Annotated in this window: 13 protein-coding genes; 9 read left to right on the top strand and 4 right to left on the bottom strand. The window is 63.0% G+C overall.

The genetic code is table 11. The features are described 5' to 3' along the window. Positions 1–122: 122 nt before the first annotated feature. Positions 123–902, top strand: a complete 780-nt coding sequence (locus J2R99_RS07475) for a response regulator (protein ID WP_307153812.1) — start codon at positions 123–125, stop codon at positions 900–902. 64 nt (positions 903–966) lie between these two features. Here the strand turns inward: J2R99_RS07475 and J2R99_RS07480 are convergent, their stop codons facing one another. Both J2R99_RS07480 and J2R99_RS07485 read right to left on the bottom strand, forming a co-directional pair. Beyond that, entirely contained in the window at positions 967–3,411 is a 2,445-nt protein-coding gene (locus J2R99_RS07480) for a PAS domain-containing protein (RefSeq protein ID WP_307153813.1), read from the bottom strand. Positions 3,412–3,537: 126 nt separating this feature from the next. Next, on the bottom strand, positions 3,538–4,500 hold the full coding sequence (locus J2R99_RS07485; RefSeq protein WP_307153814.1) for a choline ABC transporter substrate-binding protein: 963 nt from the start codon (positions 4,498–4,500) through the stop codon (positions 3,538–3,540). Positions 4,501–4,689: 189 nt separating this feature from the next. Between J2R99_RS07485 and betI the strand changes: the two genes are divergently transcribed. The 5 genes from betI to J2R99_RS07510 all read left to right on the top strand — a co-directional run bounded on the left by betI (position 4,690) and on the right by J2R99_RS07510 (position 8,156). Then, on the top strand, positions 4,690–5,280 hold the full coding sequence (gene betI / locus J2R99_RS07490; protein WP_092813297.1) for a transcriptional regulator BetI: 591 nt from the start codon (positions 4,690–4,692) through the stop codon (positions 5,278–5,280). Next, positions 5,273–6,958: a choline dehydrogenase gene (gene betA, locus J2R99_RS07495; protein WP_307153815.1), complete on the top strand. Its 1,686-nt coding sequence runs from the start codon at positions 5,273–5,275 to the stop codon at positions 6,956–6,958. Before betI ends, betA begins: the two co-directional genes overlap by 8 nt. A gap of 241 nt (positions 6,959–7,199) precedes the next feature. Next, positions 7,200–7,412, top strand: coding sequence for a hypothetical protein (locus J2R99_RS07500; RefSeq protein ID WP_307153816.1), 213 nt, complete (start codon positions 7,200–7,202; stop codon positions 7,410–7,412). 148 nt (positions 7,413–7,560) lie between these two features. Then, a complete protein-coding gene (locus tag J2R99_RS07505; protein ID WP_307154174.1) occupies positions 7,561–7,851 on the top strand; it encodes a YggT family protein in 291 nt (96 codons plus the stop codon). Continuing rightward, a complete protein-coding gene (locus J2R99_RS07510; RefSeq protein WP_307153817.1) occupies positions 7,848–8,156 on the top strand; it encodes a DUF167 family protein in 309 nt (102 codons plus the stop codon). Before J2R99_RS07505 ends, J2R99_RS07510 begins: the two co-directional genes overlap by 4 nt. 15 nt (positions 8,157–8,171) lie before the next feature. Here the strand turns inward: J2R99_RS07510 and J2R99_RS07515 are convergent, their stop codons facing one another. Next, positions 8,172–8,681 (bottom strand): GNAT family N-acetyltransferase, encoded by a 510-nt coding sequence (locus J2R99_RS07515; RefSeq protein WP_307153818.1) that lies wholly within the window; start codon positions 8,679–8,681, stop codon positions 8,172–8,174. Between the two features lie 50 nt (positions 8,682–8,731). Then, positions 8,732–10,558 (bottom strand): translational GTPase TypA, encoded by a 1,827-nt coding sequence (gene typA / locus J2R99_RS07520; RefSeq protein WP_307153819.1) that lies wholly within the window; start codon positions 10,556–10,558, stop codon positions 8,732–8,734. Positions 10,559–10,838: 280 nt separating this feature from the next. On the opposite strand from typA, the gene J2R99_RS07525 reads away from it, so the two are divergent. The 3 genes from J2R99_RS07525 to J2R99_RS07535 all read left to right on the top strand — a co-directional run bounded on the left by J2R99_RS07525 (position 10,839) and on the right by J2R99_RS07535 (position 13,515). Then, positions 10,839–11,426 carry a TadE/TadG family type IV pilus assembly protein gene (locus tag J2R99_RS07525; RefSeq protein ID WP_307153820.1) on the top strand — a complete coding sequence of 196 codons (588 nt, stop codon included), beginning with the start codon at positions 10,839–10,841 and terminating at the stop codon, positions 11,424–11,426. A 95-nt stretch (positions 11,427–11,521) separates the two neighbouring features. Continuing rightward, complete coding sequence (locus tag J2R99_RS07530) at positions 11,522–12,043, top strand: TadE/TadG family type IV pilus assembly protein (RefSeq protein WP_307153821.1); 522 nt, start codon at positions 11,522–11,524, stop codon at positions 12,041–12,043. After that, on the top strand, positions 12,034–13,515 hold the full coding sequence (locus J2R99_RS07535; RefSeq protein WP_307153822.1) for a pilus assembly protein TadG-related protein: 1,482 nt from the start codon (positions 12,034–12,036) through the stop codon (positions 13,513–13,515). Before J2R99_RS07530 ends, J2R99_RS07535 begins: the two co-directional genes overlap by 10 nt. Positions 13,516–13,538: the final 23 nt, after the last annotated feature.

The following is a 13,538-nucleotide window of genomic DNA, read 5'->3' on the forward strand; positions in this document are numbered from 1 at the left end:
GATGCCTGAAACCGCGTTTGGATACTAAGTTCGCTCAGGTTAATGCTGGCGCGGCTAGGTTCGTATAGGCTGATCCTTCGGGTTTCGGTTGGACGGACAGCTTTCGTCCGGATCGGGGGAAGATGATGAACACGCAGGTCTCCGATGACGTGAAACACGCGGTGGCTCGTCTTCGCCGCTACGCCTTCTGCCTGTTCGGCTCGTTGCCGCAGGCCGATGAGGTGATCGAACGCTGTCTGCGGCGGTTCGATCCGGTGCGCCTTGCGGGAAACCGAGATCCGCTCATCACCCTCTTCCGACATTTCCACGAAGTCGGCGCCTCCGAGATCTCGCCGATGTGGGTGAGCAACGGCCGTGCCATCGGACAGGAAGTGCTGCATGGCGGTCTCCTGCGTTTGCCGCTCAAAGAACGCGAAGCCGTCGCCTTGCGGGCCGTGTGCGGCTTTCGTGCTGACGAGGTGGCGACGATCCTCGGCGTCAGCCCGGAGAGGGCGCAAAGTCTCGTCGACGACGGCTACCGGATGCTCGCCTCGCCGACCTTGTCGGCGCTGATCATCGAGGATGAGCCGCTTCTTGCGAGCGACATTTCCGGGATCGTCTCGGGCATGGGCATCGAGGTCATCGGCATGGCGAGCAGGGAGAGCGAGGCGGTCTTCAAGGCTGCGGAGAAGCGGCCGCATCTCATCCTCGCCGATGTCCGTCTCGCCGAGGGCAACGGGCTCAACGCCGTCAATACCATCCGCCGCTTTCACGAAGCGCGGGTCATGTACCTGACGGCTTTCCCGGGCGAAGTCCTGCGCTCGGTCGGGGAGCGCGATGCTCTGATCGTGCGCAAGCCGTTCGAGCGTGTCGCCGTCGAAGCCGCCGTGCGTCAGCTCGCCGGACTTGAAATGGTGTCCTGAGGCTGCGGCCCGAGAGCCGCCGCGCGCTCCGGGCTCTGGTCGGTGTTCGCCGGGCATCGGCCGCTCACGCCGGTGCGAAGCGTTCGAGCGGGCTCGACATCAACAGCCGCACGATTTCCACGAGTGCTCTCTGGTCGATCGGCTTCGGCAGATAAGGCGCATCGGCCAATTCCGGCTCAAGAAGATCCTGAGGCCTGTAGGCACTGGCGATGACATAGGGCACGCCCTTGCGGCGCAGGTCGCGCGCCACTTCGGTTGAAATCTCGTCCTGAAGATTGAGATCAAGGAGGGCGACCGCGAAGGTCTTCTCCGCCACCATGCGGCGCGCCTCCGCGACATCGGCGGCTATCCCGACGACCGGCCAGCCGGCCGCTTCCACGGCTTCCTGCATGACGGAGGCGAGGAGGGGGGAATCCTCCACGATCAAGACCGCGCCTTTCGGCAGCGCCGGATCTGCTTTCGGCTTGCCGTTCTGTCGCCCGCGGGCCGCAGCCGGCAGGTCGTGCCGCGGCGCCTCCTTCATCTGCGGTATGCGGAAGGCACACAGAACCCCTTGCGAGCGAAATTCCAAGCGCACCTTTTCGTGCAGCTCTGTCTCCATCATGGAGCGGATCACGAACGTGCCGAAGCCCTCATTGGCGGGAGGCTGCAGTGCCTCCGGGGCGGTCTCGTCCCACGTGAACAGATGACCATCGCGCAGGTCGTCGCGTTCCCAGGTAATCTTCAGATGCCCTCCCGGCGCCGAGAGCGCCCCGAAGCGGGCGGCATTGGCCGCGAGTTCGTGCAGGCTCAAGGCGAGGCTTTGCGTGAGCCGCGGGGGCAGCATCACATCGGGTCCGTCGATCTGGAGGCGGACGTTGGCGCGCCCACCCACCGCCCGCAATGCGCCCTCGACAAGATCGCGCAAAAGCGTCCCGCTCCAGCCGGAGCGGCTCAAGAGTTCATGCGCATCTGCGAGCGCCTGGATGCGCCCCCGCAGGGAGCGAATGAAGGAATCGATGGAATGCGTCTCGCTGCGGCTTTGCGTGGCGATGGCGCTGATATTGGCGAGCATGTTCTTCACTCGGTGGTCGAGCTCGGCCAGAAGCACGGTCTGGCGCCGCTGCACCTCGAGGAGCTCGCTCACATCAGAGGCGAAACCGAAGAGGCGGCTGGGGCGCCTGTCCTTGTCGAAGATGAGATAGGCGCGGTCCCAGACATCGATCCAATGACCGTCCGCATGGCGGACGCGATAGGTCGCTTCGAAGCTGTCGCGTTCGCCTTCTTGCAGCTCGGCGTCGAGGCGACGCAGCCTGTCGCGATCGTCGGGATGGACGCGCTCGAGCCACCAGGGCAGGAACGAATTCCCGCCATGGCTCTCGCCCACGAGCCTTTCCAGGCCCTCGCTCGCCGTCACAAGGCCGGTCGTCATGTCGCGCTCGTAGACGACGCCGGCGACGGCGCGCAGCGAGAGGCGATAACGAGCGGCATTGTCGGCCAGCTCGGCCTGGGCCTTCTTGGGGGCGCTGATGTCGTAATTGACGCCGTAGGCGCGGGTGCCCTGATCGCTGCGATGACATTCGGCGGCGGCCGCGAGCCAGCGGATCTCGCCATCCGGGCGGGTGATGCGGAATTCGATCGATAGCGGTCGGCCATCCTCGATCAGGGCCGAAAGCTCGCGAGACACGCGCTCGCGATCGGCGGGATGAACGAAGCCGATGGCTTCCTCATGGGGGAGCGGGCGGTCTCGTTCCTGAACGCCGAAGATCTCGAAGGTGGTTTCGTCCCAATAGGAAAGACCCTCTTCCTTGTGCCAGACCCAGGTGCCGATATGGGCGCTGTCGAGCGCCAGACGAAGCCGCCGTTCCTGCGCCTGCAATCTGGTTTCGGCGCGCTGCCGCTCGATCGCCACGGCCAGGATGTTGGCGACGGCCTGCACGAAGCCGATATCCTCGGCGACGAAGCGCTCGATCTCGCAGGCATGCACGCCGAGCGCGCCCCAGGGATTGTCCTTCTTGCCGATGAGGACGGTCACGCCGCTCTTGATGCCGTGTTCGAGAAAAACGCCGTCCTGGGCGAAACGTGGTTCTTGGGCGATATCGCCCGTGACCACGGGCTGTCCTGAGCTCAAAGCGAAGGACGCCTTGGAGCCGGCGCGTGCGCTGACGAGATGCGTTCCGACGAGGCCCGCACGCCAGCCGGAGCCGGCGGTCAGAAGGAAGTTCTCGCCATCGGGAAGAAGTCGCAAAATTGCGGTATGGTCGCAGCCGAGCGCCTTGCCGACACCGGCGACCGCCTCGTCCAACAGCTGGTCGATCGGAGCGCCGGCGAGCGCGTGATTGCTGAGGGCGGCGACGAGGGCCTGCTGCTCTTCACGACGCAACAGGCGGGCTCCGGCGTCTTCCTCATCCGCCTGGGAGGGGCGCCGGCCTTCGCCCAGAGCCGCGAGGCGCGCCTTCAATTCGGCGTTCTCTCGCTTCAGGTCTTCAAGACGATCCGCCGCCGGCGATCTCAGGTTTTCTTTGTGCATTCCCAACCGCTTCTGACGGCGGAGCATCCGCTGCCTTCCTGCGGTGAACGGCCGATCCCCGTCGAGGGTTGCGGCGGGTCGGCGGAGATCTTCGCCGACCCGGAATTTCATCTGGCAGCCGGGGCGTCAGCCGCCGATGCTTTCCTTTACGGCAGGCAGGCCATCCTCGCCGGAGAAGGTCTTCACCCCCTCAAGCCATGTGTCGAGGGTGTCGGGATGGGCCTGAAGCCACTCCTTGGCGGCCGTCCGGCCTTCCTTGTTGTCGTTTAGGATCGCGCCCATGATTTCGTTTTCCATCGGCAGCGTGAACTTCAGGTTCTTCAGGAGCTGGCCGACATTCGGGCATTCGTCGAGATAGCCTTGGCGGACATTCGTGTAGATGGTCGCGCCGCCGTAATCGGGGCCGAAGACATCATCACCGCCCGAGAGATATTTCATCTCGTAATTGGCGTTCATCGGATGCGGCTCCCAACCGAGGAAGACGATCGGCTTGTCGCGTTTGATGGCGCGGCCGACCTGGGCGAGCATGCCCTGCTCGGAGGATTCCACGAGCTCGAAATCGCCGAGGCCGAACTGGTCGTCCTCGATCATGCCGAGGATGAGGCGGTTGCCGTCATTGCCGGGTTCAATGCCGTAGATCTTGCCGTCGAGCTCGTCCTTGAACTTGGCGATGTCGTCAAAGCTCTTCAGGCCTTTGTCATAGGTGTAGGCGGGCACTGCGAGCGTGTATTTGGCGCCCGTGAGGTTGGCGGGCTCCAGCGTCTCCACCGAACCGTCCTCGCGATAGGGCGCGATGTCGGCCTCCATCGTCGGCATCCAATTGCCGAGAAAGACGTCGATGTCCTTGTTCTTCAGCGACGCATAGGTGACCGGCACGGACAGGACTTTCACGTCCGGCTTGTAGCCGAGGCCTTCCAGCACCACCGAGGCAAGCGCCGTCGTCGCCGTGATATCGGTCCAGCCGACATCGGAAAAGCGCACCGTCTTGCAGGTATCGGGGGCGCCTTGCGAAAGCGCCGGGCCTGCAAGCGACAGGGCGAAGACGCCGCCGGATAGGGCGGCAAGAAGCTGTCGGGCGATGGGCGTCATTCGGTGTCTCCGTCTTGGTTTTTAATGTCGTGCCGCGTGGCGCAAGGCGCCATGTCCCGCCGCTGCGGCGGGGCTGTCAGGCTGCCGGCGACGCGGCGGCGGCATCGAAACATCATCGCTGCGGAATGGCAATGTTTGCTTGATTGACTGATCAATCAAAAACCAGCAGAAGGGTGCCAGGAGACGACAATGCCCCGCATCGGAATGGAACCCGTGCGCCGCAAGGCGCTGATCGACGCCGCCATCGAGGCCATCCATCAGGAAGGCATGGCGCATATCACCATGGGCACGATCGCCAAGCGGGCCGGCGTGTCGGCCGGGCTCGCGCATCATTATTTCGGCGGCAAGGACAAGCTCCTGCTCGCCACCATGCGCCATCTCCTCTCCGAACTCGGCGAGGAGATGCAGAGATGCCTGAAAAACGCGGCGACGCCGCGAGCCCGCATCAGCGCCATCATCGCCGGAAATTTTTCGGCGGCCCAGTTTCGTCCGGCCGTCATTTCCGCCTGGCTCGCCTTCTACGAAGCGGCGCAGACGGAGCCCGAAGCGCGGCGTCTCCTGCGCGTCTATACGCGGCGGCTTGAAAGCAATCTCCTGCACGCGCTGCAGGAATTGGTGGCGCGCGAGGAGGCCGTGCGGATCGCGGAGACAGTCGCCTCGCTCATCGATGGGGTGTGGATCCGCCGTTCGCTGGCCGGCCCCGCCGATCCGGACGGCGCGGCCGCGCTCCTCGAAGACGCCGTCGATGCTCTTTTGTTGCGGAAACACCCTCATGCGTGAAGTCGACTTCATCATCATCGGCGCCGGCTCCGCCGGCTGCGTGCTCGCCAACCGGCTGTCAGAGGACGGGCAGAACAGCGTGCTCGTGGTGGAATATGGCGGCAGCGATGTCTCGCCCTTCATCCAGATGCCGGCGGCCTTCTCGATCCCGATGAATACGAGCCGCTACGATTGGGGCTATCGCAGCGAGCCCGAGCCGCATCTTGGCGGCCGGTCGCTCGCCTGCCCGCGCGGCAAGGTGATCGGCGGCTCCTCATCGATCAACGGCATGGTCTATGTGCGCGGCCATCCTCAGGATTTCGATACCTGGCAGGAGATGGGAGCAGGCGGCTGGGGCTATGCCGACGTCGCGCCGTATTTCCAGCGGCTGGAGACCAGCCATGGCGGCGAGGCCGGCTGGCGCGGCAGCGACGGGCCGATGCATGTGACGCGCGGCATGATGCGCAATCCACTTTATTCGGCCTTCATCCGGGCGGGTTCTGAGGCGGGTTATCCGCTCACCTTCGATTACAACGGCTCGGCTCAGGAAGGCTTCGGGCCGATGGAGATGACGGTGTGGCGCGGCCAGCGCTGGTCGTCGGCCCAGGCCTATCTGCGCCCGGCCTTGAAGCGGGCGAATGTCGAGCTCATGAGCAATACGCTGGCGGAGCGCATCCTGTTTGAGGATCGTCGGGCCGTCGGGCTCGTCGTCTCCCGCGGCGGTGCGCGCGAGACGATCCGGGCAAGGCGGGAAATCATCGTCTCCGCCTCGTCGATCAATTCGCCGAAGCTCTTGATGCTCTCCGGCATCGGGCCGGCCGAGCATTTGCGGGAGCAGGGCATCGATGTCGTTGCCGACAGGCCGGGCGTCGGCGGCAATCTGCAGGACCATCTCGAAGTCTATGTGCAGCAGGAATGCCGCAAGCCGGTCACGCTCAACCCGCATCTCGGGCTCGTCGGTCGCGGGCGGATCGGTACGCGCTGGCTTTTGACGCGCACCGGTTTCGGCGCCACCAACCATTTCGAGGCCTGCGCCTTCATTCGCTCCGCGCCGGGTGTCGAATATCCCGACCTGCAGATGCATTTCCTGCCGGCGGCGGTGCGCTATGACGGCAGCGCGGCGGCGAGCGCGCATGGCTACCAGATCCATATCGGGCCGATGCGTTCACCCTCGCGCGGCTATGTGCGGCTGAAGGGGCCGGACGCTGCGACGGCGCCTGCGATCCGCTTCAATTACATGAGCCACGAGCAGGATTGGCGGGATTTCCGGGCGGCGATCCGGCTTACCCGCGAGATCTTTGCGCAGCCGGCCTTCGGCGAGTTCTCAGGCGAAGAGCTTGCGCCCGGGCCGGAGGTGATGAGCGATGCGGCACTCGACGATTTCGTACGAAGCGAGGTCGAAAGCGCCTATCACCCTTGCGGCACCTGTCGCATGGGGGCCGCCGATGATGTCGGCGCCGTCGTCGATCCGCAATGCCGGGTGATCGGGGTCGATGGGCTCCGAGTGGCCGATTCCTCCATCTTCCCGCAGATCACCAACGGCAATCTCAACGCGCCCTCGCTGATGGTGGGCGAGAAGGCCGCCGACCATATTCTGGGGCGCAGCCTTCTGCCGCGTTTCGAGCGCGAGCCGGTGACCGTCTCCGGCTGGGCGGTGAGCCAGCGCAGCAAGCTGCCGCATCACGATCTCGCCGCCTGACGGGCGTGGCGCGGTGGCGCGCAAAGCGGCGATGAACGAAGAGATGCTGCCCTGCATTTCGAAGCATCGTCGGCGCAAGCTTGAGCCGGTAAAGGAGAGTTCGCAGGCGCTTTCCACAGGTGGGACCGCGCCCGTTGCGCGGGGGCGTAACCAACGGTTAAGCATAACGCGCACTTACTGTCGCACAGTTGAAACGCTTTTGAATCAAAGGGCGTTGTCATCTGCGAAGGAGGACTTTGCCATGGGCGAAGATGCCAAGATCATACTCCTGATGCAGGAAGTCTATCAGCCGGGAGATCCGGCGCGCAGCCGCGCCGCCCATGCCCTCATCCGTGCGCTGCGAGCCAAGCGCGATCTTTGCCGCGAGGAAGAGCGGATTGCCCGCGAAGTCGCCCTCAGCGCCGGCGATCACGGGGCCGAAGAGGTGCGGCGGCTCTGCCGGCTCGTCGCGTGAGGTTGACGTAGAGGCGGACCGATTTTCGCGATGGCGGGTTGACGGGGACGCTTTGATTGCCGGGGCGCGGCGGGATCACGCCTTGTAAGGCGCTGGCTTGGCCGCTACATGGGCGAGCGTCCTGCCACCACAGACATCCCGGACCTCCATGCGCGCCATCCTCGACGTTATCCTTCTGATCCTCAATCTTTATACCTGGGTGATCATCGCCAGCGCGATCTTCTCGTGGCTTTACGCCTTCAACGTCGTCAATCCGCGCAATCAGGTGGTCTCGACGATCGGGCGCATGCTCTATCAGCTGACGGAGCCGGTGCTGCGGCCGATCCGGCGCTTCGTGCCGGCCTTCGGCGGTCTCGACATTTCGCCGATCATCGCGATCCTTCTCATCTTTCTGCTGCAGCGGATCATCATCTACTACATCTATCCCATCGTCTTTTGAGCGAGCCTTATAAGGTCACCTCCGAGGGGCTCCTGCTTTCGGTGCGCCTGACGCCGAAGGCCGCCAAGGATGCGCTCGAAGGGGTGGAAGAGCTTGCCGACGGGCGCGCCGTCATAAAGGCGCGCGTGCGGGCCGTGCCGGAAAAGGGCGCGGCCAACAAGGCGCTCGAAAATCTGGTGGCGAAGGTGTTGGGTGTTCCGAAGAGCGCGGTGTCGGTTGCAAGCGGCGGGACGAGCCGCGTGAAAGTGCTCCGCCTCGCGGGCGATCCGGACGAACTCACAAAGAAGGTTCAGAGCGTCGTCTGACCGTTCCGGCAGCTTTCAGAGCTTGAACGAAAAGACCGCAACGGGCATGCGCCGCTCGCCGAAAAGCGTCTGCGCCATGGAGCGGATTTCGCCGCCGCGGTGCTCGTAGAATTCGAGGGCGCGCTGGTTTTCCGTCAAAGCGCGGACGATGAGGCGGGTGAAGCCGCGCTCCTTCAAGGTGCGGCAGGTCTCTTCGAAGAGCAGGCGTCCGCCGCCGATGCCCTGGTATTCCGGCAGCAGATAGATCTCGTAGATTTCGGCGGTACGCGAATGCGGGCGCTGTCTTGCGATGCCGAAGGTGGCATAGCCGGCGACCACACCACCGACTTCCAGAACGAGGACATTGCGCCTGCGGCCGATCACCTCCACCCAGTGGCGGGGTCCGTGGCGGGCGACCATCTGGCGAAGCGCGACGGCCGGAAGGATGCCGGCATAGGCCTCGCTCCAGGAACGCTCATGCACATCCGCGATGGCGGTTGCATCGGAATGTTCCGCATAGCGGATATCGATAACGACAGCGCTCATGGGCGAAGCGTAAGCCGCTTCGCCCCTTTCGAGCAATCACTCTCGATACGTCAAGCGGCATCTTTTTTGCTGCGCTCGGCCCGCTTACGATCGTTCGGGTCGAGGATCGCCTTGCGCAGACGAATGGATTGCGGCGTGATTTCAACCAGTTCGTCTTCGGCGATGTAGGACAGCGCCTGCTCCAGGCTGAGCTTCAAAGGCGGCGTCAAAAGCACGGCATCGTCTTTGCCCGCGGAGCGGATGTTGGTGAGCTGCTTGCCCTTCAACACGTTCACCTCGAGATCGTTGCCGCGCGAATGCTCGCCCACGATCATGCCCGGATAGACGGCTTCGCCCGGCCCGATCATCATCGAACCGCGGTCCTGGAGATTGAACAGCGCGTAAGGCACGGCCGCGCCGGTGCCGTTGGAAATCAGGACACCACGCTGGCGGCTCGGAATCTCGCCGCGCCAGGGCTGCCATTCGTGGAAGACGCGGTTCATGATCGCCGTGCCGCGCGTGTCGGAGAGAAGCTCCGGCTGATAGCCGATGAGGCCACGGGTCGGGACATAGAAGACGATGCGCGTGCGTCCGCCGCCCGAAGGCTGCATCTGCACCATCTCGCCGCGGCGGGTGGACAATTTGTCGATGACGACGCCGGAGAACTCGTCGTCGACGTCGACCGTGACCTCTTCGATCGGTTCCAGCGCTTCGCCGTTCTCGTCCGTCCTGTTGACGACGCGCGGCTTGCCGATCGTCAGCTCGAAGCCTTCGCGGCGCATGGTCTCGATCAAGATCGCGAGCTGCAATTCACCGCGACCGGCGACCTCGAAAGCGTCCTTGTCGGTCGATTCCGTGATCTTCAGGGCGACGTTGCCTTCCGCTTCGCGCAACAGGCGCTCGCGGATCACGCGGCTCTGCACCTTGGAGCCCTCGCGCCCGGCCAGCGGCCCGTCATTGATGCGAAACGACATGGAGAGGGTCGGCGGATCGATCGGGTGGGCGGCGATCGGTGTCGTCACCTCCGGATCGGCGAGCGTATCGGCGACGGTCGCCTCGCTCATGCCGGCGAGAGCGACGATGTCGCCGGCCTCGCCCTTGTCGATCGGCTGACGCTCCAGGCCGCGGAAGGCGAGAACCTTCGAGACGCGGAAATTCTCGACGACGTCGCCCTTGCGCGACAGCGCCTTCACCGTCTGGCCGGGCTTTATCTCGCCGGAGCGCACGCGGCCGGTAAGGATGCGGCCCAGGAAGGGATCCGCTTCCAGCGTCGTCGCCAGCATGCGGAACGGGCCTTCCTCGGTGGTCGGCGCGTTGACGTGGCGCACGACGAGGTCGAGGAGTGCGTCGATGCCTTGATGCTGGCCTTGCGGCGTGTCCGCCATCCAGCCCTGCTTGGCGGAGCCATAGAGGACGGGGAAGTCGAGCTGCTCTTCGGAGGCGCCGAGGGCGGCGAAGAGATCGAAGACCTCGTTGAGGACATAGTCGGGGCGGGCGTCGCCCTTATCGACCTTGTTGATGACGACAATCGGCTTCAGCCCGGCGGCGAGCGCCTTGGTGAGCACGAATTTCGTCTGCGGCATCGGGCCTTCGGCCGCGTCGACGAGGAGAAGAGCGCCGTCGACCATATTGAGGATGCGCTCCACCTCGCCGCCGAAATCGGCATGGCCTGGCGTATCCACAATGTTGATGCGCGCGTCGTTCCAGACGAGCGACGTCACCTTGGCGAGAATGGTGATACCACGCTCGCGCTCCAGCGCGTTGGAATCCATGGCGCGCTCGGCGACACGCAGCCCCTCGCGAAAGGAGCCCGAGCTCCTGAGGAGCACGTCGATGAGCGTCGTCTTGCCATGATCGACATGCGCGATGATGGCGATGTTACGAAGAGTCTTTGTCATGAGGGCCTTTATATGTGCGCCGCCCATACTCCATTCCAGTCATGGAAGACAGGGGTTGTGGCGCAAACATCGTCCGAAGCGCTGAAAAGGCGCCTCAGAAAGGCCCTTTGACACATTTTTTCGGATTTTTCACGCGCCGCTTAACACCTCATTGAGGCTTCTTGCAGGTTTCCCGCGAAATGCAGCGCATTTTAATCGCTTCGTGCTTTTTTGGGGCGAAGATGCAAGCCACATGACGGCTCGAAGAGACAAAAGAAAACGTCATCGTAAGGCGTTAACCATGCTCGGACGATATCGGACAAGATGTTCGCGGTGGCGTCGCGACGAAGACGGCGCGACGGCGGTGGAATTCGCGCTGATTTCGCCGGTTCTCATTTTCATGATGATGGGGATTGTCGAGCTCGGGCTTTATCTCTCCGCCGAGAGCGTGCTGGAGCATGCGAGCTATACCGCGACCCGGCTCGGGCGCACGGGTTACACCGACAAAGACAACAAGCTCTCCCGCGAGCAGACGATCCGCGCGGCGCTCGAGGGGGATGCGAGTGTTCTGATCGATCCGGCCAGGATCCAAATCAGCAGCCGCTCCTATACCGACTTCGACGAAATGACCGCAGGCCCTGAGCCCTTCATCGACGCCAATGGCAATGGCGTGCGCGACGATGGCGAGAACTACACCGACTCCAACGGCAACGGCGAATACGACGACAATGCCGGTACGGCCGGCTATGGCGGGAAGAAAGAGGTCGTCGTCTACACGATCACCTATCCGTGGAAATTCTTCACGCCGATGATCGGTTCAATCCTCGGCGGCAGCGACGACACTCTCGATATCACCGTGCATGCGGTGGTGAAGAACGAGCCCTTCTGATGCGACCGATCCTGAATCTGGCATGGGGAATATCACGGTGGGTATCACGCCGGGTATTTGCGCGATTGCGCGCTTTCCGGCGCAACGAGGCGGGTGTGGCCGCGCTCGAATTCGCGCTTTCGGCGCCCTTTCTCGTGGTTCTGACGCTCGGGGGCTTTGAAATGAGCCGCTACATCCTGGTGCTGCAGAAGGCCGACAAGATGGCCTTCACAGTTGCCGACGCCGTGGCTCGCGACAAGACCCTCACCTATTCGATGGCCGATCAGCTGTTTCAGGCGTCGGCCGAATTGATGAAGCCACTCGATTTCAGCGAGAACGGCCTCATCATCCTGAGCGCCGTCGCCCGCGACAGCGATGAGACCAAGATCCGCGTCAAATGGCAATGCAAGGGCGGCGGGACGCTCGATGTGGCGAGCCGCATCGGTGATATCGGCGACATCGCCAAGGTGCCTGGCGACCTTACCCTCGATCCCAAGGATTATCTCATCATCACTGAGGTGTTTTACGAGTGGACGCCGACCTTCGGTAGCTACTTCGTAGGAGACCACGGTATCTACAAATACGCCATGTTCCGCCCCCGTCTGGGGCAGCTGACGACGACAGCGGGATGTTCGTGATGTTGTGTTCTCTCCGTCGCCTGTTTCACCGCTATCTGCGCCGGGAAGACGGCTCCGTTGCACCACTGATCGGTTTCTCGGCGCTCGGGCTGATCGCGCTCATGGGCTTTGCCGTCGATGTCGGGCGCGCGCAGTTCGTTCAGGCGAAGCTCTTGAATGCCGCCGATGCCGGCGGGCTTGCGGCCGGATCACGGATCAATTCGACCAATGTGCAGGAAGAGGTGGAGCAGTTCGTCCGAGCGAACTTCCCCGACGGCTATGCGAATGCCCATATCACCAACGTCGAGGCCAAGGTGAATGCAGCACAGACCACGATCACTGTGAATGCCTCAGCGAAGGTGCCGACCACCTTTATGCGTCTTCTCGGCTTCAGGACGCTGACGGTGAGCGCGTATTCGGAGGTTACGCGCGAGATGGGCGGTCTCGAAGTCGTCATGGTGCTCGACAATACGGGGTCGATGCGATCGAGCCTCGGGTCTTTGAAAACGGCAGCCAAGACCCTGGTCGATATCCTGTTCGGAGACGATGCCGTCGCTGAGAACCTCTATGTGGGCCTGGTGCCGTTCTCGCAGGGCGTAAATATCGGGGGAGCAAACAAGGGCTGGATCATAGAGAATGTCACAGATCCAAGTGACCCCCATTACGCCGATTACGGTCAGTCAGCCGGCGGAGCGTGGGGCGGCTGCGTGGAGGCGCGCACCGGTGGCCAGGACGTCACCGACACGCCGCCCATGCACGACGACACGGTCAAGCCTCCTATCGAATCCCGTTTTCATGTGTATCTATGGCCGGACTCCGATAGCAATAACTGGAACAATTCGACTAGATACTGCACGGGTTTCGAAATTTGGGGTGATTGCTATTACGGTGAATGGAAAGTGACTAAGCCGACTGCATATTATACGCCGTATAATAATTCGTGGCGGAGTCCAAACAAATATTGTTCTGAGGCCGTGACGCCAATGACGCCCGTCAAGTCGACGATCGAGGCCGGTATCAACAGGATGACGACAGACGGCAATACCCACATCAATCTCGGTGCGGTCTGGGGCTGGCGAATGTTGTCACCGCGTTGGCGCGGCTACTGGGGCGGAGATATGGGCACAAACGGTTTGCCACTCGACTACAACAATGAGCTGATGGATAAGGCGGCCATCATTATGACAGATGGTGAAAACACTTGGGGCGAAGAATATTCTGCTTATGGCCCTGAGTCCGATCAACGTCTGGGGTACAGCAATCCCAAGGGCGAGTTGAATAAACGTCTCGAGCAGGTCTGTACCTCGATGAAAAATGCCGGGATTCTCGTCTACACGATCGCCTTCAACAAGCCGGGTTATTCGACCGAGCAGATGATGCGGCGCTGTGCGTCGCAGGACAGCTTCTATTTCGATTCCCCGGATACTTCGGCGCTGCAGACAGCCTTCAAACAGATCGGCGATTCGCTTTCCAATCTGCGCGTCAGCCGCTGATCGGGGTTTGTTCGGCTCCGCCC

The organism is Rhodopseudomonas julia (assembly GCF_030813515.1).
GTDB classification, from domain to species: domain Bacteria; phylum Pseudomonadota; class Alphaproteobacteria; order Rhizobiales; family Afifellaceae; genus Afifella; species Afifella julia.

Bases quoted from the DNA above. Each gene is read 5' to 3' on its own strand.
- J2R99_RS07525 (WP_307153820.1), top strand. From the start codon at position 10,839: ATGCTCGGACGATATCGGACAAGATGTTCGCGGTGGCGTCGCGACGAA.
- typA (WP_307153819.1), bottom strand. From the start codon at position 10,558: ATGACAAAGACTCTTCGTAACATCGCCATCATCGCGCATGTCGATCAT.
- J2R99_RS07500 (WP_307153816.1), top strand. From the start codon at position 7,200: ATGGGCGAAGATGCCAAGATCATACTCCTGATGCAGGAAGTCTATCAG.
- J2R99_RS07485 (WP_307153814.1), bottom strand. From the start codon at position 4,500: ATGACGCCCATCGCCCGACAGCTTCTTGCCGCCCTATCCGGCGGCGTC.
- J2R99_RS07480 (WP_307153813.1), bottom strand. From the start codon at position 3,411: ATGCACAAAGAAAACCTGAGATCGCCGGCGGCGGATCGTCTTGAAGAC.
- J2R99_RS07505 (WP_307154174.1), top strand. From the start codon at position 7,561: ATGCGCGCCATCCTCGACGTTATCCTTCTGATCCTCAATCTTTATACC.
- betA (WP_307153815.1), top strand. From the start codon at position 5,273: ATGCGTGAAGTCGACTTCATCATCATCGGCGCCGGCTCCGCCGGCTGC.
- J2R99_RS07535 (WP_307153822.1), top strand. From the start codon at position 12,034: ATGTTCGTGATGTTGTGTTCTCTCCGTCGCCTGTTTCACCGCTATCTG.
- betI (WP_092813297.1), top strand. From the start codon at position 4,690: ATGCCCCGCATCGGAATGGAACCCGTGCGCCGCAAGGCGCTGATCGAC.
- J2R99_RS07515 (WP_307153818.1), bottom strand. From the start codon at position 8,681: ATGAGCGCTGTCGTTATCGATATCCGCTATGCGGAACATTCCGATGCA.
- J2R99_RS07475 (WP_307153812.1), top strand. From the start codon at position 123: ATGATGAACACGCAGGTCTCCGATGACGTGAAACACGCGGTGGCTCGT.